The sequence below is a fragment of the Paraglaciecola sp. G1-13 genome, from assembly GCF_055809255.1.
In genome coordinates this window covers 5,059,130-5,084,650 of record NZ_CM147903.1, presented here as the reverse complement: position 1 = coordinate 5,084,650, position 25,521 = coordinate 5,059,130, and the positions used below count along the sequence as shown (strand labels likewise).

The window sequence follows — 25,521 nt, the reverse complement described above, 5'->3', positions numbered from 1 at the left end:
CAATGTCACATACTCTATGAATATTAACCAGATAGCCTCGATTGCAGGGCTTTTTTATAGGCTTCAAATGCGGGAATGGCTGAGGTGACAATGGATGCTAGCGTAATAATCATGGCGATTTGCAGGGTTTCCCACGATAGCAAGTTAGCACTTAAGAATAAGCCATAGTGGGCGGCCAGTTTATCGCTAAACAGCGCGATAGATCCGCTGACGAGCGATACCGCACTGGCAATGGCGATGACCACCAGCATCAGTGCTTCTAATAACACCAAGCCAAAAATAATGCTGGGCCCTGCGCCCAATGTACGCAGCACCGCTATTTCCCCTTTGCGCTCATTCATGGATGCCAGCAACATGGTCGACAAACCAAACAAAGATGACAGCAACACCAGCACGCTAATGACCCTAAGTACGTTCTCAACGGTTCCCATCATTTGCCACAACTCTGCGAGTGCCACTCCAGGCAAAACGGCCATCAAGCGGTCATCTTGGTAGTTGTTCAAATCTCGCTGTAGCTTAAAGGTGGCAAACTTAGTTTTTAAGCCCAATATCACCGCAGTGACGCTATCAGGCTGTATCTTTTGTGCTTCTTCGCCATCGAGAATTTTCGCTAACTGAGACGGGGGTAAATGTATGGCTTCTATGGCGGGCAAAGTTACGTGCACGGTTTTATCAACTGGCGTGCCGGTAGGTTTTAAAATGCCACTGATCACAAACGGGCTATGATCATGGTGACTAAAACTGGTATGACCGATCCCATGGGCAACAATGATTTTATCTCCCACTTGGTAACCTAGCGTTTTGGCGACATCCGCGCCAATCACGGTGTCGAACATACCAGCAAATGGCTTACCTGCTGTGAACTCAAGCGATTTTTTATCACCAAACTGATAGTGCGTGAAATAGTCACCATTGGTGCCCAGCACCCTAAAGCCGCGGTGAGAATCTCCTAAAGAAATAGGAATGGCCCACGCGACCTGCTGATCGTTTTTGAGCATTTCGTAACTTTGGTAGTCTATGTTGCTGGTGGGATCACCCATACGAAATACGGAATATAGAAGTAGGTTGAGTTGGCCGCTTGGAGCGCCAACGATAAGATCAGCCCCGGAAATGGTGCGATTAAAACTGGTTTTAGCTTGCTGGCGAATATGCTCAACGCTTATTAGCACGCTGATACTAATCAACAAAGATAGAAAGGTCAGAATGACTGATTTTTTGCGGCTACATAAGCTGCTCCAAGCGAGAGAAATCAACATGCTGCACTCTCCTTACCCTTGCCCTTACCCTTCCCCTGACACAAACTGGGCATATCAATACTGGTGCTAAAAAAACGCTTTAATGACATATCATGACTAACGAAGACCAAGCTCGCGCCCGCGGTTTCGCACATATTCAGTAGAATATCCATAAACGCATCTCGTGCTGAGGCATCTAGCGCCGAGGTGGGCTCGTCTACCAGTAACAACTCAGGCTGATTTATCAACGCTCTGGCAATGGCCACCCGCTGCTGTTGACCCACGCTCAGGGTATTGGCAGGTTTATGCATCACATCTGCAGGCAAATTTAACTTTGCCAACAAGCCGCTAACCGACTCTTCTATGTGTTTATCACGCTTGGCGGCAAAGTAATTGGCTAGCTGAATGTTCTTTAGCACGCTTAAGTAAGGCACCAAATTGAACTGCTGAAACACCACGCCGATATGGCGTGCCCGAAAAGCGTCTCTGCGCCTTGCCGATAAACTAGAGAAAGGCTGACCTAATAGTTCGATGCTACCTTCTGTTGGGGTAAGCACCCCAGATAGCAAATTCAATAAGGTCGTTTTACCCGAGCCGGAATCACCGTGCAGGAATACGCGCTCCCCTTGAGCAAGCTGCCAATGAGGAATATTCAATACCGTTTCACTGCTCGATTTGCCGTAGCGATGCCGAACGCCTTTAAGATTAATCGCCAGAGGGGCTTTGTTTTTAATACTGTCGGCGCTTTTGCTTTTTGCTGCACTGTCGTCGCTTACTGCGGTCTCTCTGCTTCCTACGTTGTCGCTGCTTTCTACGCTGTGGCCGCTTCCTGTGCTGTGGGCGCTTTCTGCGTTGTGGGCACTATCATCTGTATTCACTGCTTTCATAAGTCCGTCTTTGGTGCTCTCTTAAACTATAAACTTAACTATTGATATGTTATAACATTTACATCAAATCAAGACGATGCAATTTTGCAAGCAAAGATGTAAGAAATGAAGATACAAATTTTAAGTTCATGGGTCACGTTATTAATCTTTAACTTTGTTTTGCTTAGTACAGCAAACGCCGCACAAACCACTGGAAGCTACCAAGAAATTGAATGGATAGCCTTGATGCCTAAAGACGATCTTGAAGCATTGATGAACCCGCCTGAATACCTGTCGGGTATCGAAGATGGCTCAGAGCAAGACTCGGTAGAGGCGCTTGGGCAACAAGAAGGTGTTGACGAAAATACTAAGCGCTTCCAAAAAGCCTTGAGTTCTACCCGCGTTATTAACACCTATGAAAATAAACCGATTCGTATCCCTGGGTTTATCGTGCCTTTAGCGTCTGATGAATCCCAAAACATCACTGAGTTTTTCATTGTGCCTTATTTTGGTGCTTGCTTACATATGCCGCCACCACCGCCTAACCAAATTATTCATAGTAAAGCTGAACAAGGTATAAAACTAGGCAGCCTGTACGACCCGTTTTGGTTTGAAGGCACACTCGTCATTGATACCACAGAAAATGAACTAGGCACTTCAGCTTATCGCCTTAAACTGAATAAAGCCTATCCTTTCGAGGAGGAATAAATGCAAACTCAACATTCTTTAACCACTTCATTTATGGCCTTTATCGGGTCTGTAACAGATAGCATGCTAACAGCGCCAAGAGCATATCCTTTGCTAAGAAAACGGTCAGTTATTAGCTTATTGGTGTTGAGCAGCGTATCGATTCAAGCAAACGCTTGTCAGTTTCACGGTGGCCGCAACTTTGGAATTTTCCCTTCGTTTCACCCGCTGCAAGACATGCTTTCGCAGGAAAAAGTCAGCCTACCTATTTCTGTTAGCCACCCTAGATCAATCGATACACCTGCTAACACAGATGCAACGCTCAATATTCAATACGACATCCCTGATGGGTATCAAAATGTGGTGATTACCTTTTCAGGTAGCGAGAACGTTCGTTTTTTAGAAGGGGTGCAAATGCCAGTTCGCGGGGTCTCAGGCAGTTATCCATCAAAATATCAAGTCAGCAAGCCAGGTAACCACAAGATATCGCTACATATTAATGCGTTAGAAAAAGACGAGCCGATTAGTTTTCAGCAAAACATCCAAGTAAGCGCGATATAAAAACAAGGTCTGATGAAAGAAGTAAAGTAAGAAAGCATATGTGTTACGCCAAGGGAGCCTTTAGATTTCGGGGCAATGCCCCTCAATGAGCAGTAAAATTAAAGTGACTGCTATTTTGCTGCTCTTTTTTGGAGCGGGTATCTTGCTAACCAAACTGCCAGAACGCAATTGGTCGCTGCAGTTAAGTAAACTGTTTTCCAGCTCTGTGCTGTACGTTAGCCCTGATTCTGAATTGCGCGAACGCTTAGCTAACGGTGAAATTACCCCTTTAGGCTGGGGAGAACTGTTACCCAAGTCAGACAAAGAAGTGCTGGCAAAATACCAATCAAGTAGCGACAAGTCGCTGAGCGAACAAGTAATCCTTTCTTTGCAAGCTACCACCAACCAGCGCTACCAATCAGCCTTATACTCCACTGACGTGGTCGAAGACGCCATAGGTAAGGCGGTCAGTATTTCAGGTTATATGGTACCTATCGATTTGAACGAAGACAGAAGCGTTAAACGCTTTTTTTTGGTGCCTTACTACGGCGCATGCATTCACTACCCGCCGCCCCCGCCGAATCAGATGATTTATGTGGATTTGATCGACGGCTTTTCAAAGATCATGATGAGCCAAGCCTTTACCCTCACCGGCGTATTAGAAAAAGGCTTGTTTGAAGATCATCAAGGCACATCGGCATACATTCTAAACGTGTCACAAATTGAAAAGTTTAACGAGCAACCCGACGAATATCGCACGCACTAGATGCACTTCTATTGATTACTTTATTGACTACTTTAGAAAAAGTGACACCGCACAGTGGTCGCTCAACATGGCCTCTTCATCCATGTTTTTATACCGGTGCACATGGGCGGATGCCGCTATTAATGTGCTTTGCATGCCTCCTAGCAAAATATGATCAATCGGCTCAGGGTAACGAGGATGACAACCACGTAATGCCTGTGTGGCGATATCAATACCGTATTCATCACTGGTTAGTCTGCTAGCTAAGTAGTTGTGTTCACTTGCCAATCTATGATTGAAGTCACCGAGCACCATGTAAGGCAACCCCGACGTTTGGTGAGCTGCAAGCCATTCTTCTAACACGGGAACTTGCTGAGCGAGCGTCTGGCATGCAGCTTTATCGCTCGTTGCGTAATCATCTACAAAACAGCCGCTTTTTAAGTGTACATTTAATATATCGGTCGGGCCTAACGGTGTGTCTACCGTCACGGCTAAGCCAAAGCGTAACCCAGTTTTTTGCAATCCTAGCTGGGCATTTTGCTGTACTTGAAGAATTGAAATGCCTTTTTTAATCGCAAACGCTACTTTTTGCTGAGTGGAGGTAAACCCGCTTTCTCTGCACTCGTAAGCAGGGCTGTCAGCTCTGGCCGAAAGCACCAACGCCCAATCCCTCTCAGGAAAAACTAAACGCAGCGCCTCCCTTGATGCCACTTCTTGTAAGGCGATCACACTGGCATCTAACCCAGCGATATACGCTTTTATTGCCGCGATATCTTCGCTGGTTCTTGGTTTACACCCTGCGTTGCTGGGATATGCAAAATGCTCTGTATTCCACGTGACCACCCTGAAACCATCCATACCAGAGGTGTTTTCACTGCCTTGCGCTGCCCCAATGTCGACATCTTGAGCTACAACACGTGCGCTTACCGGCTCTATAGGTACCTGTTTAGCGAGACGGGGGGAAACAATCTGACTTTGCATGGCACAGCCACTGCTCATCGCAATTACAGTGCCCAAACAAACTGCTTTACATAGTGTCTTCATCGGCGTTGTCCTTGAAATCGATGGCCACTGCATTGTGTGCGTGTAAGCTTTCTTGGTGCTCCACTTTGAACCAATAATCGAGTACATTTTCCTTGCGCTCGAGGGCGCGTTTCAATCGTCTTGCGGCGTCTTCACAAAACATCAAATTCTCGGCATTTAATTTGGCAAATGCTTGCTCGTCTTGGCGTTTGACAGCGGTTTGCACTGGCGTGCCAATTGTTGTTTCAAGCAGGGTGATGAGTTCAGGCAAGTTAGGCAGCGCATCCCCACCTAGCGTGAGTTTGATGTAGGCATAAGAACGTTGACTGTGTGGAGTAGCAACGGCGCCTGTTTTAGACGTTATCCACTGGGTTAGCTCGCTTTTAGATATCATCTCATCGTCAAATCGCTGGGAGATAGCATCACTTAGCGCTTGTTGAGCCAAGGCAGATGAGCACGGGCACGTACTTGAATAAGCAATGGTTAACGATAAGACCGTACGCGCTACCCCTTTAACCAACTGAGTCGATATGCCAATAGGATAACTCTGATAACCAAACTCATTGCTTAGCAACGCCTTTTTACGAAGCGTTAGCGCAAAATCTAAGTTTACCTGAGCCCCTTGGCTGAGCCCCTGTTGCGATAAAATTAGCTCATTCAACAAGGCTGTAAGGGTAGTGCTGCTTAGTAACTCTGTGCCCAAAATGTCATTCAATTTTAAGAATAAACGCGACATATGAATGCCTTTCGCGTCGCTTTTATCCAAACTGACATACACATCGGTTTTCGCGTTCACATATGCTGGCACCTCACCTGACAGTGGTACTTGAATAGGCACGGTTATGCCTTCCATGCCAACCCATTTAAGCGGTGCGGCTGATGCCACGTTTTCGCTGGATGTAATATCCGGTAATGTCATACCCATATACTGCGCAGTTCCCTTACTCGTTGACTAGTACATTGACTAGCCCGATTAAAAATGAACGATAAATGGTTGCCTGTTATCGTCCGAAAAATTGATCTTCTACTGGCGATAACACAATAAAACCCGCATTGAGAAAGTGCCTTAGGTTTATGAAATAAAGTCCAAGGTCAATAATAAGCGCTTCTCATTCGCCCCATTAGGTGGTGAGCGATGCACTAGGCCTGCGCCTTCATTTCCTTCCCAGCCTTCCCCCTTAAGCAGTGCCACGTCGCCTACTGCCAGCGCTTGAATCGCGTTTGGCTCAGCATACAAACCTGATTGATCATCTGGCATGCCGTTATTACCCGTGCCTAATTTAGTGCGATCAACCTTATCGTGGGGGAGCCACTGGGTACCTGTGCCACTAAAGGTGGTGACTAACCGACACGGCACCCAATCCACATGGAAGCGAGGACACATGGCTTGTTCCAACACTTTTAGACGCAATCCAACCCGCTTTAAGTCAAACAAACAGCAGAACATATCCACCAATGACGCGATGTTGTCAGTAAACTCATCGTTGAAGCCACGTGGAGTTAATAACTCGTTGATATCTTCGATAATAGCGTTAGCGCGAATGCTCTTCTCGAGGTTCAGGCGCGGATTTTCCTCTATGCATTGTGCTACATGAGCGAGCAATTCTTCGCTAAGTGAACGCTGCCACACAACCAGATTGTGCGTGTCTTGGTAAATATCGGTCAGAACAGTGAACTCGTCACTGTGCGAGTAAGTCATTTCAGACATTAAGGCGTTAGTGCGTTGCCCAGCAATGATGTGTTCTTGGTCGTGCAGTGGAGTAGCGATGCTCATGCTTCGTTCTCCCACGCTGGAAAAGGATCAGCCAGCGTTTTCCAATGCGCCTTTCCTTGCAGCAGGGCGTCATCTGTTAACAAGCATTCGTCTAGCGCGTTAGTGATCGCCGCTTCGTCCAGGTTCTGACCAATGAACACGAGCTCTTGACGCATATCACCAAAGGGCTCTTCCCATAACGCGTCGATCGACTCAAGGTATTCTTCGTCGGTGGGCCATTGCGCCTTAGGTACGGCTTTCCAAAATAAGCCTCCAAAACCATAGCGGGCAATGCCACCAGCTTGATTCCATTGCCCTGCAAATTCAGGGCGAGAGGCTAACCAAAAATAGCCTTTAGAGCGCAACAACTTGCCGTAACCTTTGGTGTTGTGCAAAAAGTCATAGAACTTCTGGGGATAAAATGGCCGCCTAGCCGTGTAACTAAAGCTTTGAATGCCGTATTCTTCTGTTTCTGGATTATGTTCACCGCGCATTTCTTGCAACCAACCTGGTGCTTGTTGCGCCAGCTCAAAATCGAATAGTTCAGTTCCGATGATATCCGCGATGTTCACCTGGCCGTTTGCAATGGGGATGATTCGCGCTCGGGTATTTAGGTTTTTCAAGATGGCGTTTAGGCGCTCAACTTCTGTGCTATCAATTAAGTCTGTTTTTGACACCAGTAACACATCAGCAAACTCCACTTGCTCAATGAGTAGGTCGGCGACACTGCGTTCGTCCTCTTCCCCTAAGCTTTCGTCGGTTTGTGATAAATACTCTGCCTCGTCATAATCTTTGAGAAAATTAACGCCATCGACCACGGTTACCATGGTGTCCAGAGTGGCAACATCTGACAGCGATACACCATCTTCATCGGCAAAGGTAAAAGTTTCGGCTACCGGTAGTGGCTCTGAAATACCGGTGGATTCAATCACTAGATAATCAAATTTCCCTGAGTTGGCCAGTTTGCCCACCTCAATCAGCAAGTCTTCTCTGAGGGTGCAACAAATACAGCCGTTGCTCATTTCTACCAGTTTTTCATCGTTTCGATTAAGTGAGATCTCATTTTTTAACAATGAGCCATCAATATTAATTTCACTCATATCGTTGACAATAACCGCCACTTTTTTGCCTTGTCGATTATTCAGTACATGGCTGAGCACCGTGGTTTTACCTGCCCCTAAAAAGCCTGAAAGTACTGTAACCGGCAGTTTTCGATGAGCGTTTCCTGAGCTGTTTTGCACTGGCTCTTGCACTAGCTCTTGCATTGAATCTTGCATTGATTTAGTCCTGTTTAAGAATGTCTACTTGGTTGCATTGGCGACGTAAGTGATAATTAAGCAAATGCCCATAAGCGATTATGCTGGTACCAATCACGGTTAAAATCACTTCGCCGTACCTGCCCAGGGTGGCGTGCCCCAATAAAGTCGCAGCGATTAAAAGCGCCAACCCTGTTAAGCAAATCGCTAACACTTTGTTGCTTCGGTGATGAAAATAGCCAATAAAAAGCGCCACCGAGCTGATGGGTACAACCGCGTACATCATCCAGCGGTGAAATAACTCGTCATTAAAAGCCAGCACACCAGAGAGCGGTGGCAGTAGTATTAAAACAAAGGGTAAGAAAAGGCAGTGAACCATACACAGTAGCGACAGCCCCACTGCCGCTTTGTCGCTCACGTGTTGTAACTTAGTCATAAAGGTCTCACGATAGGTTTTGATTGCTCGTCGATTTGCATTTTGCACACACGCTATAAAGTTCCACTTGTGATCCGACGGATGAAAAACCAACACTTTTTGCCTGCTGTGTAAGGGTACTTATCACCTCATCTGGTAGCTCGACTTCTTCGATGTGCTGGCATGATTTGCAAATCATGTAGAGAGGTGGATGATGATGACAGGCTCCCAATGAATGATTGCAAACAACGTACTTGTTGATAGATTGCAGTCGGTGCACTAAGTGTACCGACTCTAAAAAGTCCAATATGCGATAAACAGACATCGTCATAATTTTAGGCTTAATGATTTGGTTGTATTGCTCAGTTATTTCATAAGCCGACAATGGCTTATTAACCTCAATTAGCACTTCAAGCATGTGTTGGCGGGTGTCAGTCAAACGACTGCCCGCTTTCTCACATACCCCTTTAGCAATTTTGAAATAATCTTCTGTCGCTACAGCACCCATACTCACCACTCCAAATTAGGGTTTTCTGGGTTTAAGACGGCAGTTCCCTGCCCAGCGTCCGTTATCCACTGGGCTTGAATACGACCTAGGGACGGCAACCACTGAAAAAGGGCTACGGATAATTTTTTATGACTTGTGTCGCAAGCAAAGTGGTATTCAACCTCTACATCTTGGTGCTCTGCGTGTTTCAGCCGATCTGAGGGCTCTTTATCCGCTGATGGCCCTTTACCCGCTGAGTGCTCTTTATCCGCTAAAAGCTCTTCATCGGGATTGTCAGCATGGTGGTTTTCTCTGGAGCTATGTTCCTCGTGGGCAGCTAGCACATGATTGGCATGGTGGTCGTTATAACGCTCATCTTCGTGCGAATCATTGTTGCCACCACTTTCGTGCTCGTGATCGTCGGATAAAGAATGCTCGCTCAAAGAGTGCGTTACCTCACTTAATGTGCAGTGTTCACCTAAATCGACTACGGCGTCATTTTTATCTAGCCGTTGAATGAGTGAATGTACGGTCTTTTCTTGCTGTGCATTCTCAGGAGCATGTTCGAAGCCAAGTACATCGGCAGCAGGCAAAATAAATTGCACGTGCCAGTCGCTGTTTTCTTGTGAAACAAACAACTGTCCCTGACCATGCTGATGCACTTGGGCTGTCGTTGAAAAACAACAGTTCATTAGGGCTGTGAGCATTGTTATGCGTTTGATCATGGCTTGTATCCCCTTCCTTATAAATGCAAAACCCTGTACTGCTGGCTCTACTTCGTGACGCGTCTATCGACTTAATTTAAAGATTAATTCGGCGCTGACTTGCCCTAAAAGCATTCGATGAATTCACTTACTATTTGGTTTTGCGCCCTTTCAATTGGTTACAATATAACATAACATTTAATAAATGATACAATATAACATCACACGGGAACATAAAATGAATAGGATATCTCCTCTAGCAGCCCTAATAAGCGTGCTATTGCCAGCCAGTGTTTTAGCGCAAACCATTGAAGGCACAGTAGTTAATAATGATGGTCGAGCGGTTGCTGGAGCAACGGTAGAAGTAGAAGGTGTCGGCATTGAAACTATCACCGACCAAGAAGGCCGTTTTACGTTCACAGAGTTAACGCAAGGTAAGAACGAGCTACATATTTCTTCACCGGGCTTTGCCCATCTACATCAAGATATTTCGGTGCCAGAACAAGGCACGAGGCAAATAGAATTTATTCTGCAGCGCTCGCCTATCGAAGTGATTGACGTATACGCCACACCCATTCATATGTCGGTGATGGAATCAGCGTCTCCTGTGAGTGTGTTATCAGGCGAAACCTTGCGCCGTCAACAAGCCTCGACATTGGGTGACAGTTTAGAAAAGCTTCCTGGGGTGCAATCAAACTTTCATGGAGGTGTCGCAAGTACCCCTATCATCCGTGGCCTAAGCGGCCCCCGGGTGCTGATCTCACAGAACGGTTTAGACGTCAGTGATGTATCAAGAGTTGGGCCGGACCACTCGGTAGCAAGTGAAGCGTCGACATCTCAACAAATTGAAGTGCTGCGCGGTCCTGCCACATTATTTTACGGTAGTGGTGCTGTTGGCGGCGTAGTTAACGTAGTCGACGGTCGAGTACCTAGTGACAACACCACTCGCGGCGAATGGTTACTCGAAACCAGCTCGGTTGATGATAAAAAGCTTGGCTCATTTAACGTGACCACTGGCTATGAGTCATTTGGGTTTTACGCCGATGGCTATTGGCGAGAATCAAATGATTATGACGTTCCAGTGGCACCAGATGCTGACTCAGACGAGCCCCAAGAGCACGTGGTTAAGAACAGTTCAGAAAAATCTGATGGCATCACCTTAGGTGGTAGCTACCTAATGGACCAAGGATACATAGGTGTGGCCGTTGAGCAATTTAACCGCGAGTATGGCATACCTGGGCATTCGCACGGAGGCGAAGACGAAAGCGTTTACGCTGATTTAGAACAAACCCGCGTACAGCTTTTAGGTGAGTTAAACCTTGATAACGAATGGCTCAGCAAGATTAACTTACGCGGCGGTTTTACCGACTATGAACACGCGGAAATAGAAGAAGGCGCTGTTGGCACTTTATTCGAAAACGAAACACATGAGCTAAAGCTCGACTTTATCCATACCCCATTTGCTGATTGGAACGGTGGGCTGAGTATTCATTACAAAAACAGTGATGTTGCTGCTCAAGGCGAAGAAGCATTTACGCCGCCCTCAGAAGCGCAAACCATTGCTTTAGCCATCATGGAAGAAAAACACTTTGGTGACGTGTTATTGCAATTTGGTGCCCGCATTGAGCGTGTCACTATTGATGCAAATAACGTGTTGCTGCCAACGCTTGAAGCGCACGCCCACGACGACGAAGCTGAAGAAGATGAGCACGACCATGACCACGAGCATGAAGAAGAAGCCTCTGTCACACGCGTTTTCGAGCTAGATCACGAATTTACTCCAGTGAGCTTATCCGCGGGCTTAGTATGGGACTTTACACCGGGTTACAACCTAGGATTGTCAATTTCACGCTCTGAACGTGCCCCTTCTGCAGCTGAACTGTTGTCCTTCGGCGCGCATATTGGTACGGGTACCTATGAAGTGGGCGCACTTTTCGCCTTAAATGACGAAGGTTCAAGTATCGGCCTCACCTCAAAAGATATCGATCTTGAAACCGCCAACAATATCGATCTCACATTACGTAAAACCCAAGGAGACATTGGGTTCGTATTTAACGCGTTCTACAACCAAGTGGACAATTATTACTACCAAACAGCCACGGGTTTGTTTGCCGAAAGCGGCCACGATCATGAACACGAGCATGAAGAAAGCGGTGTCGAAGAAGACGAACATGCAGACGAATTACCGGTTTATATTTTTCAAACTGATGACGTCATTTTACATGGGTTTGAGGCACAAATAGCCTGGCAAGCAACCGATGAATTCAAAGCAACCTTGTTCTCAGATTACGTGCGCGCACGTTTAAAAGACGGTGGAGACTTACCCCGTACGCCACCACTGCGCTTTGGTACACAATTTAGTTATCAAACTGCACATTTGAGTGCGCATTTAGATATCACCCGTTATCAAGAACAAGACCGCGTTTCATCTGACGAAACCAGCACCAGTGGCTACACCTTGATCGATGCGAGTGTGTCTTATGACCTACCTGTTTCTAGTCACGATATTGCCGTTTTTCTTAAAGGCAATAACCTGACTGACACTGAGGCCAGAGTTCACACCTCATTTTTAAAAGACATTGCACCACGGCCGGGACGCAGCATTTCTGTTGGCGTCAGAGGCAACTTCTAGCTCAAACTCAATTACATAACAAGGAATATACAATGACTATCACACATAAATTTAATCTTCTCGCCGTGGCAATTGGCGCAATACTTCTCACAGGTTGTGGTGACGCCGAAACCACCCTCATCGAAAAGGATCCAATAGAAGTACCTGATGATGACCATGACGATGATCATGACCACGACGACGATGATGAGTTTCTAATTGATTCAATGGGGCGTATTGCTGTGCTTTCTGGCGAAAGTAACGTAGCCAGTATTTTTGATTTAGACGACAGTGAACTATTAGACACCTTCAGCCTAATTCACACCTCAAACACCCTAACTTCATCTGCAGACTATCGTTTCGCTGTTATCGCTAGCCGAAGCGAAGACTATGTTGGCTTTATCGACGGTGGTATGTGGCAAGAAGATCACACCGCGCATTTGCACGATTATGAGCAAAGCCCTGCCATGAGCGACTTTGAGGTCGCCGGAAGCCGTCCTACGCATATTTTAAGTCATGATGGTCGATTGGCGGTGTTTTTTGACGGTGACGCGGATGCAGGAACACCAGCATCAGTGAAAGTTGCCACAGATACGCAAATAAGCAGTGAAACAGATCCACTGCCAACGCTAGATTACACCGTGAATATGCATGGCGTAGCCGAAGCTCGAGGGGAGTACCTGCTTGCCACCATTCGCCGTGATGACGCTGAAAGCACCTCTGCTGCGAAAATTCTACCGGACCAAGTAGGCGTCTATCATTTGCATGACGACGAGTATGAGCAAGAACAGGTACTTGACGTATTGTGCCCTGACTTACACGGGGCTGCACAAAACGAAGATTACGTTGCATTTGGTTGTACTGATGGAGTACTTGTTGCCCATGAGCATGACGGCGAATACGAAGCAGAAAAAATCGCCAATATCGATATACTAGATGGCCTACGCATTGGTACGTTATACGGCCATGAAGAAAGCGAATCACTGATTGGTGTCGCATCTGGTCACGGCGGCGGTGAAGCTACGCTAATCGCTGTAAACCCATCACAAGGCACCATGGAAGAGCTCGAGTGGCAGCCTGAAAGCCCAGCGGATCCTGTATCCTATGCATTCTCTCATGAAGGCGATGCCTTTTTAGTCCTCGACAGCGAAGGCTATTTGAATGTGCTAGAAGCCCATGAAGAAGACGGGGGGCAGCACTGGGAACTACACGCGCGTTTAGATATCACTGAAGAGGATGTATCCACCATGCCAGAAGGCATGTCGTTTAGCATGACAGTAGCGCAAAATGGTCATTACGTGTATATCGCAGATCCTATTGCACAGCATATCCTACAAATTGACCTTGAAACGTTAACCATCACAGGTGACATCGAACTCGATTTTGCCCCTGACAGCATCACTTGGTTAGGAATAGCAGAAGCCGACCACGATGAGCATGACCACGATTAATAAGTAACGAGGAAAATCACAGCGCAGCTAAACGTTAGCTGCGCTATTGGTGTACATTGCAAGGCACTTCTTTGATGCTTGCACGAAACGTCATTCATTTTGAATCTAGAACCCTACATCTGCTGTCTATGCACCATGGCGCTGCTAGCTTGTGCGCTATACGCAATATGCAAATCAATCGCTTAGCACTTAAGCGGTCAATCGCAGTTATCTTTTTTATTTTACGATTGAACCAAACTGACAATTTTCAGTGATTTTCTTTCATATTTTTGACTTTTAAGATCTCACTTGTGCATGTGGTACTATAAAAACACAAGTTGGAACAAGCTGTTGCGCCTCAGCGTATTTAAAGCAGCGACAGAAAAAGGTAAACAGATTGAATCCTATCGCTTCTTCTAAACATCTGAATAAAATTGTTTTTCTTGGGGCATCAAGCGTGATTGTCGCTTTACTCCTTTTTGCGTTGATCTCCCCTGAATTTGCAGACCAAACCTTTTCACAGGTGCAATCTACTATCGTTGATAACGGCAGTTGGTTTTATGTATTGACCGTGGCGAGCATTTTGATGTTTGTGTTGTACTTGGCGGTATCACGCCATAGCCAGGTCAAACTTGGGCCAGACCATTCAGAGCCTGACTATTCCTTTATTTCTTGGCTTTCCATGTTGTTTGCTGCGGGTATGGGCATAGGGTTGATGTTTTTCGGCGTGGCTGAGCCATTGATGCACTTTTTAGCCCCACCCACGGCGCCCCCCAGCACCATTGAGGCTGCGCGAGAAGCGATGAAAATGACGTTCTTCCATTGGGGACTGCATGCTTGGGCCATATACGCTGTAGTCGCGCTCATTCTAGCCTATTTCAGTTACCGCCACGATTTACCTCTGACCTTACGTTCAGCCCTATACCCTATTATCGGTGATAAAATTTATGGCTGGCGGGGGAATGTAGTCGATATTTTTGCCGTCATCAGTACTATTTTTGGTGTCGCCACGTCTTTGGGCTTAGGGGTCACGCAAATTAGCTCAGGTCTTAATTACTTGTTTGGCTTTCCGGTGTCAGAAGGCTATCAACTACTATTAATTGCTGCCATTACGGGTTTGGCGATTGTGTCTGTTGTCAGTGGTTTAGATAAGGGAATACGTATGTTATCTGAACTCAATATGCTTCTGGCCGTGGGCTTATTGTTGTTTATTTTACTGGTCGGCCCGACGGTGTTTTTGCTACAAGCGATGCTGCAAAATACTGGCGCATACCTGTCTGATTTGGTGCGTAATACCTTTAACTTATTTGCTTATGATAAGAAAGATTGGTTAGGCGGTTGGACCATATTTTACTGGGGTTGGTGGTTAGCATGGGCACCGTTTGTAGGGGTGTTTATCGCGCGAATTTCCAAGGGCCGTACTATCCGCGAATTCCTGATTGGCGTGCTGTTGATCCCCTCAATGTTTACGCTCGCTTGGATGACCATTTTCGGTAACAGCGCGATTGAGTTAGTACTGAATCAGGGCAGCACAGAGCTGGCCAAATTAGCCACAGACAACACGCCGGTGGCGCTGTTCTTATTCCTTGAGCACTTTCCTTGGTCTAACGTGATATCCGGCGTAGCAGTACTGATGATTGTGGTGTTCTTCGTGACCTCATGCGATTCAGGCGCAATGGTGGTCGATATGCTGTGCTCGAACGGCCAAAATGACACCCCAGTGTGGCAACGTATTTACTGGGCGGGAGGCGTTGGTTTAGTGGCGGCTATTTTGTCAATGGCTGGCGGCTTGAGTGCCTTGCAAACCATGACCATTGCTAGCGCTTTGCCGTTTGCGGTGATATTAATCATTGCTATGTATGGCTTAATCAAAGCCTTGCGGGTAGAGGAGTTTAAGCGCGTAAGTATGACCTTGCATGCCCCTTCTGGACAAATTAATGCGGGCAACGACAGCTGGAAAGAACGTTTGCAAACCATCGTCGACTTTCCAAATAAAACGACTGTAGAGCGTTTTGTTGAGCAAACGGTTAAGCAGGCATTTGATTCTGTGGCCCAAGAGTTAACCCTTAAACATATTGAAGCAGAGATCAGCCAATCAACAGAATCCGTGACACTAACCGTTAAACATGGCGAAGACGCCGAGTTTATTTATGCGGTATACCCAACTATTCACCACATGCCTGAGTACAGCCAATCAAGTGATTCGCAAGCAGAGGACTCAGCTGACGAGAATACTTATTATCGGGCCGACGTACATTTAAGTGAAGGTGGGCAAAACTACGACATCATGGGCTGGTCTAAAGTCGCGGTTATCAACGATATTATCGACCAGTATCATCGCCATCTGCACTTTTTGCATTTAGCGGGATAGGCCGCATACGCCCGGGGGCTTATCTAAGCCTTTAGGGCGCAAAAACAGCATTGTCAGATTGTAAAAAACCGACTTCTTAGTCGGTTTTTTTGTACCTTCACCAAATTCATTAAATTCAACTCCAACAAATAAATACTCAGTGCTTAACTATTTTTTGAAATGAGTCTAAACCGTTTTAGTCGAGTTATGAAATTAGCTGTATTTTTTTGCCTTTGGCGCAGTGCAGGATTGCCTTTCGGTGATAGAGCAAGAGATCATGATTTTCTGTGAATGCCTGTTTTTGTCATTTACCTTCTCCAGTAATAGCTTGGCGGCTTCTTTGCCTATGATGTAGGGCTCCTGTTTGATAACGGTCACAGGGACTTTGAAAAACTCTGCCATGGGGATATCGTCGAATCCTATTAGGGATACGTCATCGGGTATAGTGATGTTTTCTTGATTTAAGTGCGTTAACAGTTCGGTGGTAATGGCCAAGTGTTGGGTAAAAAAAGCAGTGGGCGCGGCGGCTGACTCAAGCACACTCTTTGGTGAGTGATCAAAGCCTGTTTCTCGTTGCCAGTACTGGATTAACGCAGGATCTTGAACAATGTCGTATTTTTTAAGGGCTGCGACATAGCCTGAATAGCGCTCGTTTCTGGATTTCACATTCTTAAAATCTTGAGTCATAAAGCAAATGCGCTTATGACCCAGTTTGATTAAGTATTCGGTGGCATCAAAAGCGGCTTGTCGATAATCAGACAGGATCAGATTTTTCTCACTGCCATCATGCTCCAATTGAAAATGCACTATGGGCATGCCCTTGTCTATATACTCAGATATTAACGTATTATTCTGCCCGGACGAGGCAATAATGATCCCATCGACGCGCATCTGGTATAACGCTTCAAGCGATTTTGCTTCGGTTTCAGGGTCAAAATCTGTGTTGTAAATTAACGCGTTGTAATCACACCCTTTGCAAAAGTCATCTACTCCTCGGATCGTTCTGCTGGTATCAAAGCCGGTAATATCACGCACGATCACCCCAATAGTCTTGGTCTTATCAGCTTTTAAGTTTCTCGCGATCGGATTCGGTACATAGTCCAATTCTTTGATTGCGGCGCGAATGCGTATTTGAGTTTCCTTCGACATATAGTCAAATCGGCCATTAAGGTATTGAGATACGGTACTTTTTGAGACGGAAGCAAGCTGAGCAACGTCGATAAGTTTTACTTTTGCCATTGTTTGATTTTTCAGCACATGAGGTAGCTTGGTATGTTGACATACTGCGGGATTATGCTAATTTGTTCAACTAAACCGGTTTAGTAGGCGTTTTGCTAAACATTTCGGAGCATTTTTGCCACACACAGAGCGTGTCAGCATTGCTATGTGGGGCAAATCGTTAGCAGCTCATGCGAAGATGATGATAAGAGGATGTCAGTTGAAAATTACCCAAGTGAAGGTGTTTGTTTGCAGCCCAGGCCGAAACTTCGTTACCGTTAAAGTGATGACCGACGAAGGGATATTCGGCTTAGGCGATGCAACGCTTAACGGCCGTGAAATGGCGGTTGTTGCGTATCTTGAAGAGCATGTTGCGCCTTGTTTAGTTGGTCGAAATGCCCACGATATTGAAGACATCTGGCAGTATTTATACAGAGGTGTTTACTGGCGCAAAGGCGCTGTGAACATGGCAGCTATTGCTGCGATTGATATGGCCCTGTGGGATATCAAAGGCAAAGCCGCGAATATGCCAGTTTATCAATTACTTGGTGGTAGAAGCCGCCGAGGCGTAACCTTATATGCCCATGCCAGTGGTGAAACGATCGACGATACCCTAGACAAAACCGCAGAGCATATTGCCCAAGGCTTCAAGGCTGTGCGCCTACAATGCGCAGTGCCAGGGTTGAATGTGACGTATGGCGTACTTGGCGATAAGGCCGATTACTTTGAGTTGCAAGGCAGCAGGCCGTTACCTCCAGAAGAAGATTGGTCGACGCAAAAATACTTCAACATGGTAGTGGATTTGTTTAAACAAGCTAGAGAGCGCTTTGGTAACGACGTGCATTTATTACATGATGTGCACAGCCGCTTGACGCCTATTGAATCTGCGCGTTTAGGCAAATTACTTGAGCCGTACAATTTGCTATTTTTGGAAGATGCGTCGATCGCTGAAAACCAAGACAGCTACAAAATCATACGCCAACACACCACCACTCCACTGGCGATTGGTGAAACCTATAACACCATTTGGGACTGCAAAGACCTGATTCAAAATCAGCTGATTGATTACATTCGTGTAGCAGCGACCCACGCTGGTGGTATTACTCCCCTTCGCCGCATTGCCGACTTCGCCAGTATTTATAACGTAAAAACCGCCCCTCACGGCGCACCAGACCTCTCTCCTGTGTGTTTTGCTGCCCACATGCATTTAAATTTGTGGGCACCCAATTTTGGTATTCAAGAATTTGTTGGTTTTGGCAATGCGCACTCCAGGCGGATTTTTAAACACACAGTAGAAGTGAAAGACGGTTTGGCAAACGTCAGCGAGGCCCCAGGCCTTGGAATAGATTTTGACGAACAAGCCGCGAAAGAATATCCCTATAAACGCTCGTATTTGCCGGTCAGCAGGTTGGAAGATGGCACTGTATGGAATTGGTAATTCAGCATGTTTAATTATGAATTTAGTCTTTGATAAGTAGAGATAAATAGCATGAGTAAAAGCATAAAAGTATTAATACAAGGTACAGGTTTCGCTGGGCAAGGCCACGCAGATGCGTTTAGGTCGGTCGGCGCTGAGGTGGTGGGTATTGTCGGCAGAACGCAAAGCGTTGTCGAACAAGTCGCTAAAGACATGGATATTCCTTTTGCTGGCACAAATTGGCAGGAGGCACTGGCTGAATGCAAGCCTGATGTGGTGTCTATTGCCACGCCAGGTGGGGCTCATGAGGAAGCGATTACCCAAGCCATTGAGTTTGGATGCCACGTGTTTAGCGATAAGCCTTTGACCGCGACTGGCGAGTCCGCTAAAAAACTACATGAATTAGCGCTTGAGAAGAACGTAAAAACAGCTTTCGCGGCCAGTTTTAGGTACATGCCTGATGTCATATACGCTAAGCGAATTGTGGCGGCGGGAGCCATAGGCGAGCCGCTAGAAGTGGAGTGTATTTCGCACTTCAATTTAGAGCGAGATATTCCCTTTGGATGGTCGCATCGTAAGGAAGACGGCGGCGGGCGTTTAAATAATAACTTTACCCATAAGCTTTCGATTGTCACTTCGATCATCGGTGAAAAAATACTGTCGGTAATGGGCGAGGTGCGTGACGACTTAGGGCGAGCACCAATAGTGGAAGGTGTGCACAACTTCAAAAAGCGTCGTGACTATATACCTGACGATCTCAATGACCCTGCTTTAAAATGGGGAGAATCAAATGTGGAGTGGTCGTATACGGTGCTAGCGAAACTCGAAAGCGCATTGGCCGAAAAGCCGGTATCTGTGTTGTTCAAGCATGGCGGTTTGCATCCGCGTTTCAATGAAGATCATATTGTTATTTATGGCAGCAAGGGCGCTATTTACATCAAAGGTCATTATGGCAGCGGCCCTTTGTATTTTTACGACTGTAATAACCATTGGACGCGGTTGCCGTTACCGGATGATATCGTCGAAAACACCCCACAGGGCGAAGGCGATACAGAGCGTAATTGGCGCTACCTTATTCGCGAGTTGGTTAAAGATATTCGAGGGGAAAAGGTACTTCCCTATCAAACGTTTAAAGAAGGTGCTCAATATCAACAACTAATTGATATTATTCGTAAAAATGATAATTGGGTTGACGTTAGTCATCTTCAATAAAAGGCCTTTTCATGTTTTATGAATACTTGGTTATCGCTGGCTACTTTTTATTGATCCTGGGCATTGGTTTTGCCTTTAAGAATATGGCGAAAAACTCCACCAGTGATTACTTTCGTGGTGGTGGTCGCATGTTGTGGTGGATGGTTGGCTCGACGGCGTTTATGGCGCAATTTTCCGCATGGACATTCACAGGGGCTGCGGGCAAGGCTTTTACCGACGGCTTTGCAATTAGCTTGGTATTTTTCGCCAATACCATTGCTTATTTTTGTGGCTGGGCGTATTTCTCGGCGCGCTTTCGCCAGATGCGGGTTGATACCCCAACAGAAGGTATTAAACGGCGTTTCGGTAGCCAAAACGAGCAATTCTTTTCTTGGGCGTTAATCGTTTTTAGTTTTATCAACGCAGGTGTGTGGCTAAACGCATTAGGCGTATTCGCCAGCGCCGTGTTTGAAGCGGATATTACCTTAACCATAATCGTGACCGGATTAACCGTGGTGTTCGTATCGGTGCTGTCTGGTGCTTGGGGCGTTGTGGCATCTGACTTTGTACAAACCCTTATCGTAGCGGTTATCTCGGTGGCGTGTGCCATCGTTGCCCTCGTGATGGTGGGCGGCCCAGTCGAACTGGTGGAAAACTTTCCAACCGATTTTGTGATGGGCCCTGATATGAACTACGGGGTAATTTTAGTCGGTACCTTTATCTTCTTTTTGGCCAAGCAAATGATCACCATCATGAACATGCATGACGCCTTTCGATTTTTAAACGCAAAGGACTCAGACAATGCCCGCAAAGCCGCGCTGCTGGCCATGGTATTGATGGGGATTGGCAGCATAGTGTGGTTCATACCGCCTTGGGCGTCAGCGATTTTATACCCTGATGCGGCGGCGTCATACCCTGAATTAGGCAACAAAGCGGCCGATGCGGTGTATTTGGTGTTTACCCGAAACGCTATGCCGATGGGTACTGTTGGTTTGTTACTCGCAGGGTTATTTGCTGCAACAATGTCGTCGATGGACTCGGCATTGAATAAAAACGCCGGTATTTTTGTGCGCAGTATTTACCAACCCTTTTTGCTTAAAAAGAAAAAGAACGTAGGTGACAAACAACTGCTAACGGTCAGTCGTTGGGTGAGCTTTATCAGCGGCATTCTGGTCATTGTGGTGGCACTGTTCTTTAAGTCATTGAAAGAACTAAGCCTGTTTGAGCTGATGATGAGTGTATCGGTAATGGTCCAAGTGCCGTTACTCGTACCATTAATCTTCGGCTTGTTCGTAAGGAAAACGCCGAACTGGGCACCTTGGGTAACAGTGATAATCGGTATGCTGGTATCGTATTTAACGGCCAACGTATTCACCCCACAAGTATTTGCCAATTGGATAGGCTTAGAACAAGCCTTTACGCGCCGGGAATCAATCGATGTTAATTTAATGATTACCATCGCCGCGCACTTAGTGATCACCGCTGGGTTCTTTTGTTCAACTTCGTTCTTCTACCAAGAGGAACGAGACGAGCATAAAGAAGGAACAGATCGCTTCTTTACCGATCTAGAGACCCCTGTCATTGCCGACTTCGAACAAGACGAATACGACAAGCAGCAACGCCACAAATTGGGCTCCATGGTGATGTTTATGGGAGGCGGTATGGTCGTAATGATGTTGATACCCAACCCGATGTGGGGCCGCATGGTATTCGGCTTGTGTGCGATAACCATTCTAGTAATGGGTTATTTGTTAAGAAATAGCGCTAAGCCAAAGCGTGATTCGCTTCAGGCAGAAAAGGGGTAATCAATGTTCAGCTTAACAATAAAACATCTTGCATCCATGCTGGTCATAGCAAGTGTTGCAACAAGCGTAGGCTGCAACACGCGCAGTGATAGCAATGTACACACTGCTCAAAAAGCAATGGAGACCAGCCCAACATTAGTTACCCTTACTCATGGGGTTGATGAGTCAGCGGGCGAGCTTCCAGCGTATATTGTGAAAATAGCCAACGCTACTTTCTATCTTGAAAAGCAAGGTGGCGGGCTGTCGAGCCTGCTTGACGCTGATGGTGTCGATTGGATTGGCTTTAACAATATTGAAGGCACCGGTTGGAAGGGCGAGTATCGGGGTTTTCCAAACGCCGTACATAAACAAGATGGTAGTTATTTTCACGCCATGAATGCAGGGACAGACCCCTCTACCTCAAAAGTAACCATTGAAACCGCTGAGCACGTTCAAATTGTTTTCACTTCAAGCAATGCAAAATGGCAAGGCCAGTGGGACTTTTACCCAGACAGATGCGATTTTACCATGACAAAAGTGAGCCAAGGTTATCACTACTGGGTGCAGTACGAAGGCGTACCCGGCGGACTCATGAATGAAAGCGATTTTTGGTATAACTCAGCAGATGACCAGCCACACCCAATCAATGAATCATTCAAGGGCGATTTGCCCAACCCAGAATGGTTTGCCTTTGGTGATGAAAAATCACCGCGCATGTTGTATTTGTTACACCACGAAGATGAAGTTCAGCCTGGTCATAAGCAAGCAGATAAGATGCAGTTAAAGGATAAGCCGCTAGAAGATAGCCACCCTGATGATTACGTGAGTCGCCCTTATATGACGGTACTGGGCTTTGGCCGCAGCAATAAAGACAAGTTCCTTAATACCCCACAACGCTTTTCAATTGGGTTTGTTGAATCGACGCATTACGCGGATCTTGATAAAGCCGTTAAAAATCTAGTCGCCAAGTAAACCAAGGGGTTAGAACTGATCTGATAATGCAAAATACGGTGTTAAAAATATACCCTATTTTGACTATTGTATTTATTTTTAAGCGAGCTATCATCGAGTACATACGTTGAGGAAATCATGTTTAAGAATAGCAACATCAACTTCATAAAGAGTAACCTACTCACCTTACCAAATTAAGCCGAGCGTAGTCCTTACGCTCGGCTGCTGTCCCTTTTTGTTTGTTTTTAGCCATCAGTTCGGTTGGATAATTAGCCGTGCTTATGCGTATTTTAAAATCGTTTAAAACCTTACTTTGTCCACCTGACTTTATGCTGCAAGACGCAGACCCTCGGATTTTATTAAATCCTATGGCGCTATCTTCGCTGTTAAATCGCTTAGCGTTTTGTGACGGCAAAAGCGCAAAGAAAAACAAAAGTAGCCAGACAACGTAAGGGGCTTAATCGAGTTTTTTTAGTTAACACGAAGAAAAGAGATTATGGAAAAACAACCAGACATTATTATTTCTACTGCCGATTTGGCAGAACTTGAATACCAACTTGAGCGCTCTAAATTGCCCGATGATGCTATCCGAGCGATCGAAAACGAGTTAGACCGAGCAACCATAGTGGCGTGTAAAGACCTACCAGAAAATGTGGTCGCCATTGGTAGCCAGGTCACGTTTAAGATTTTAGATAGTCAAAAAGTATTTACCAAAACCTTATGCTTACCCCATGACAGCGTAAAGTTTGAAGACAGCATTTCAGTCTTCGCGCCGATAGGCTCGGCATTGATTGGTCTGAGCACAGGCCAATGCATTAAATGGCAAACCCAGCGCGGACAGCAGTCTGTGGAAATTATTAAGGTAGAAAGTAGAAAGCGCTAGAAAGCTCAACCGACATAAGCAAAGCAAAATAAAGAGGGTAATGAATGACATATATTCAACAAACAATAGCGGATTTGAAGCTCAGTAGTCCGGCGCAGTCTGAGTTTTATCAGGCAGTTGAAGAGGTGTTGCATTCGCTGGAACCACTACTAGAAAAGAACCAATACTATCAACAGCAAGCCATTATCCAGCGCATAGTGGAGCCCGAGCGCCAAATTATGTTCCGTGTGCCTTGGGTGGATGACAATGGCGATATTCAAGTCAACAAAGGCTATCGGGTTGAATTTAATTCTGCGTTAGGCCCTTATAAGGGGGGGTTGCGTTTTCACCCGACTGTAAACGCAGGCATTATAAAATTTCTCGGCTTCGAGCAAATATTCAAAAATGCATTAACAGGGTTGCCTATCGGTGGCGCTAAAGGTGGGGCTAATTTTGATCCCAAGGGTCGGTCTGACGCCGAGATCATGCGCTTTTGCCAGTCTTTTATGAGTGAGCTTTATCGCCACATAGGGCCCACTTGTGATGTTCCTGCCGGGGATATAGGAGTGGGTGCGAGAGAAATTGGCTATCTGTTTGGCCAATACAAACGCTTAACAGGTCGATACGAGGGCGTAATGACTGGTAAAAGTCTGCTGTGGGGCGGCTCATTAGTGCGAAAAGAGGCGACTGGCTATGGCGCCGTATATTTTGCGGATTATATGCTTGAAGAGCGCGGCGATAATTTGCAAGGCAAGCGTTGTTTAGTTTCAGGGGCGGGCAACGTCGCTATTTATGCTATGGAAAAACTGTATCAACTAGGCGCTACACCGATAAGTTGTAGTGACTCTTCTGGCACGCTTTTTCATGACAGCGGAATAGATCTAAAATTAATTAAACGACTGAAAGAAGGCCGTCGCTGCGATTTGCTAGAGTACCTTAAAACCTATCCTGAGGCTCAGCATACAGCTGTTACTGATTATCCTCTTGACGGTCACGCAGTGTGGCGCTATCAAGCTGATGCAGCATTTCCTTGTGCTACCCAAAATGAACTGACGCTCCAAGATGCTCAAGCGTTATTAGAAAACGGCTGCCAGCTGGTCAGCGAAGGGGCGAACATGCCCTCGACCAACGATGCAGTTGATATATTTTTAAATGCTGGCATTGCCTATGGCCCAAGTAAGGCCGCGAATGCCGGAGGGGTCGCTACCAGTCAGTTAGAAATGGCGCAGAATGCCAGTATGCAAACTTGGTGTTTTGAGCAGGTGGATCAAAGACTCAAACAGATCATGAAAAATATATTTATCGCGGCGAGTGAAACGGCCAAAGAATTTGGTGAAGATGGAAACCTAGTCTTAGGCGCTAATATTGCCGGATTTCGTCGCGTGGCTGATGCGATGATTGAGCAAGGGGTGATTTAAAAGAAACCTTTAATATAGTTGACTTTATCAACCATGTGTTTATCATCCACGTTTCAAATTTCAATTCTGAATCTAACGGACTGTGGGTAGACATCATGCATAAAACCTTGAAGAAAATTTTGCTTGTGGCCGCAATGGTCACACTCGTCGGCGGCACGTTTACTGGCATTATGACGTATTCAAACATTGGCTTTAGTGACGATTTTTCACGCCAGTGGACATTCTCGTTTATGCAGGCGGTGTGCGTGATTTTCCCTATGGGAGTGCTTATCATGTGGACAATGCACAAGGTCGTTGAGGCTTTTTTCGGGCGGTTATCGAGCTTACATAAAAATCTGATTTTTGGTTTTGGGATGGCGCTTAGCATGGAGGCCGTCATGGCGCTGAGTACAACGTATCGCAATATCGGCTTGGGCGACTGGCAACAATTTAGCCAAGCCTTTCTCGCTAGTTACTTGATGGTGCTGCCTGTTGCCTTGGTCCTTTCCCCCATTATGACCTTGTTAATAAAGCCTAAGATGGAAGCATTTTTAGCCAGCTAAAGATGCTGCCACCTGCTCTGACTGTGACCAAAGAGC

23 protein-coding genes are annotated in these 25,521 nt (G+C 46.1%); 13 read left to right on the top strand and 10 right to left on the bottom strand.

The window, feature by feature from the left end; all coding sequences use genetic code 11:
* Positions 1–23: 23 nt before the first annotated feature.
* Entirely contained in the window at positions 24–1,256 is a 1,233-nt protein-coding gene (locus AC0L6N_RS21680) for an ABC transporter permease (RefSeq protein WP_473477624.1), read from the bottom strand.
* Positions 1,250–2,122, bottom strand: coding sequence for an ABC transporter ATP-binding protein (locus AC0L6N_RS21675; RefSeq protein ID WP_473477622.1), 873 nt, complete (start codon positions 2,120–2,122; stop codon positions 1,250–1,252). The genes AC0L6N_RS21680 and AC0L6N_RS21675 overlap by 7 nt, the downstream gene beginning before the upstream one ends.
* 105 nt (positions 2,123–2,227) lie before the next feature.
* On the opposite strand from AC0L6N_RS21675, the gene AC0L6N_RS21670 reads away from it, so the two are divergent.
* From AC0L6N_RS21670 to AC0L6N_RS21660, 3 genes are all read left to right on the top strand, one after another.
* Positions 2,228–2,809: a DUF3299 domain-containing protein gene (locus tag AC0L6N_RS21670; RefSeq protein ID WP_473477621.1), complete on the top strand. Its 582-nt coding sequence runs from the start codon at positions 2,228–2,230 to the stop codon at positions 2,807–2,809.
* Positions 2,810–3,349 carry a hypothetical protein gene (locus AC0L6N_RS21665; protein ID WP_473477618.1) on the top strand — a complete coding sequence of 180 codons (540 nt, stop codon included), beginning with the start codon at positions 2,810–2,812 and terminating at the stop codon, positions 3,347–3,349.
* Positions 3,350–3,434: 85 nt separating this feature from the next.
* A complete protein-coding gene (locus tag AC0L6N_RS21660) occupies positions 3,435–4,094 on the top strand; it encodes a DUF3299 domain-containing protein (RefSeq protein ID WP_473477615.1) in 660 nt (219 codons plus the stop codon).
* 27 nt (positions 4,095–4,121) lie between these two features.
* On the opposite strand, the gene AC0L6N_RS21655 is transcribed toward AC0L6N_RS21660, so the two are convergent.
* From AC0L6N_RS21655 to AC0L6N_RS21625, 7 genes are all read right to left on the bottom strand, one after another.
* Positions 4,122–5,117 (bottom strand): endonuclease/exonuclease/phosphatase family protein, encoded by a 996-nt coding sequence (locus tag AC0L6N_RS21655; RefSeq protein ID WP_473477613.1) that lies wholly within the window; start codon positions 5,115–5,117, stop codon positions 4,122–4,124.
* Positions 5,101–6,021: a GTP cyclohydrolase FolE2 gene (gene folE2, locus AC0L6N_RS21650; protein WP_473477610.1), complete on the bottom strand. Its 921-nt coding sequence runs from the start codon at positions 6,019–6,021 to the stop codon at positions 5,101–5,103. Before folE2 ends, AC0L6N_RS21655 begins: the two co-directional genes overlap by 17 nt.
* Before the next feature lie 147 nt (positions 6,022–6,168).
* A complete protein-coding gene (locus AC0L6N_RS21645) occupies positions 6,169–6,870 on the bottom strand; it encodes a DUF1826 domain-containing protein (protein ID WP_473477608.1) in 702 nt (233 codons plus the stop codon).
* Positions 6,867–8,114: a zinc metallochaperone GTPase ZigA gene (gene zigA, locus AC0L6N_RS21640; protein ID WP_473481413.1), complete on the bottom strand. Its 1,248-nt coding sequence runs from the start codon at positions 8,112–8,114 to the stop codon at positions 6,867–6,869. The genes AC0L6N_RS21645 and zigA overlap by 4 nt, the downstream gene beginning before the upstream one ends.
* A 16-nt stretch (positions 8,115–8,130) precedes the next feature.
* Positions 8,131–8,541, bottom strand: coding sequence for a MerC domain-containing protein (locus AC0L6N_RS21635; RefSeq protein ID WP_011573228.1), 411 nt, complete (start codon positions 8,539–8,541; stop codon positions 8,131–8,133).
* A 7-nt stretch (positions 8,542–8,548) separates the two neighbouring features.
* Positions 8,549–9,028, bottom strand: coding sequence for a Fur family transcriptional regulator (locus AC0L6N_RS21630; RefSeq protein ID WP_011573227.1), 480 nt, complete (start codon positions 9,026–9,028; stop codon positions 8,549–8,551).
* A 2-nt stretch (positions 9,029–9,030) separates the two neighbouring features.
* On the bottom strand, positions 9,031–9,732 hold the full coding sequence (locus tag AC0L6N_RS21625) for a ZrgA family zinc uptake protein (protein WP_473477606.1): 702 nt from the start codon (positions 9,730–9,732) through the stop codon (positions 9,031–9,033).
* A gap of 217 nt (positions 9,733–9,949) precedes the next feature.
* On the opposite strand from AC0L6N_RS21625, the gene AC0L6N_RS21620 reads away from it, so the two are divergent.
* From AC0L6N_RS21620 to AC0L6N_RS21610, 3 genes are all read left to right on the top strand, one after another.
* A complete protein-coding gene (locus AC0L6N_RS21620; RefSeq protein WP_473477604.1) occupies positions 9,950–12,343 on the top strand; it encodes a TonB-dependent receptor in 2,394 nt (797 codons plus the stop codon).
* 32 nt (positions 12,344–12,375) lie between these two features.
* On the top strand, positions 12,376–13,773 hold the full coding sequence (locus tag AC0L6N_RS21615; protein ID WP_473477601.1) for a 5-methyltetrahydrofolate--homocysteine methyltransferase: 1,398 nt from the start codon (positions 12,376–12,378) through the stop codon (positions 13,771–13,773).
* Positions 13,774–14,149: 376 nt separating this feature from the next.
* Positions 14,150–16,123, top strand: coding sequence for a BCCT family transporter (locus tag AC0L6N_RS21610; RefSeq protein WP_473477599.1), 1,974 nt, complete (start codon positions 14,150–14,152; stop codon positions 16,121–16,123).
* Positions 16,124–16,315: 192 nt separating this feature from the next.
* On the opposite strand, the gene AC0L6N_RS21605 is transcribed toward AC0L6N_RS21610, so the two are convergent.
* Positions 16,316–17,341 carry a LacI family DNA-binding transcriptional regulator gene (locus AC0L6N_RS21605; protein ID WP_011573222.1) on the bottom strand — a complete coding sequence of 342 codons (1,026 nt, stop codon included), beginning with the start codon at positions 17,339–17,341 and terminating at the stop codon, positions 16,316–16,318.
* Between the two features lie 199 nt (positions 17,342–17,540).
* On the opposite strand from AC0L6N_RS21605, the gene manD reads away from it, so the two are divergent.
* The 7 genes from manD to AC0L6N_RS21570 all read left to right on the top strand — a co-directional run bounded on the left by manD (position 17,541) and on the right by AC0L6N_RS21570 (position 25,485).
* The gene (gene manD / locus AC0L6N_RS21600; protein WP_473481411.1) at positions 17,541–18,758 is read left to right on the top strand and encodes a D-mannonate dehydratase ManD; all 1,218 of its coding nucleotides are present in this window, start codon (positions 17,541–17,543) and stop codon (positions 18,756–18,758) included.
* Between the two features lie 51 nt (positions 18,759–18,809).
* Positions 18,810–19,949 (top strand): Gfo/Idh/MocA family protein, encoded by a 1,140-nt coding sequence (locus AC0L6N_RS21595; protein WP_011573220.1) that lies wholly within the window; start codon positions 18,810–18,812, stop codon positions 19,947–19,949.
* A gap of 11 nt (positions 19,950–19,960) precedes the next feature.
* Positions 19,961–21,733 carry a sodium:solute symporter family protein gene (locus AC0L6N_RS21590; protein ID WP_011573219.1) on the top strand — a complete coding sequence of 591 codons (1,773 nt, stop codon included), beginning with the start codon at positions 19,961–19,963 and terminating at the stop codon, positions 21,731–21,733.
* A 3-nt stretch (positions 21,734–21,736) separates the two neighbouring features.
* Positions 21,737–22,684, top strand: a complete 948-nt coding sequence (locus AC0L6N_RS21585) for a hypothetical protein (protein WP_473477597.1) — start codon at positions 21,737–21,739, stop codon at positions 22,682–22,684.
* Positions 22,685–23,159: 475 nt separating this feature from the next.
* A complete protein-coding gene (gene rnk, locus AC0L6N_RS21580; RefSeq protein ID WP_473477595.1) occupies positions 23,160–23,546 on the top strand; it encodes a nucleoside diphosphate kinase regulator in 387 nt (128 codons plus the stop codon).
* 44 nt (positions 23,547–23,590) lie between these two features.
* Positions 23,591–24,943, top strand: coding sequence for an NADP-specific glutamate dehydrogenase (gene gdhA / locus AC0L6N_RS21575; protein ID WP_473477593.1), 1,353 nt, complete (start codon positions 23,591–23,593; stop codon positions 24,941–24,943).
* Between the two features lie 95 nt (positions 24,944–25,038).
* Positions 25,039–25,485: a DUF2798 domain-containing protein gene (locus AC0L6N_RS21570; RefSeq protein ID WP_011573215.1), complete on the top strand. Its 447-nt coding sequence runs from the start codon at positions 25,039–25,041 to the stop codon at positions 25,483–25,485.
* Positions 25,486–25,521 lie beyond the last annotated feature (36 nt).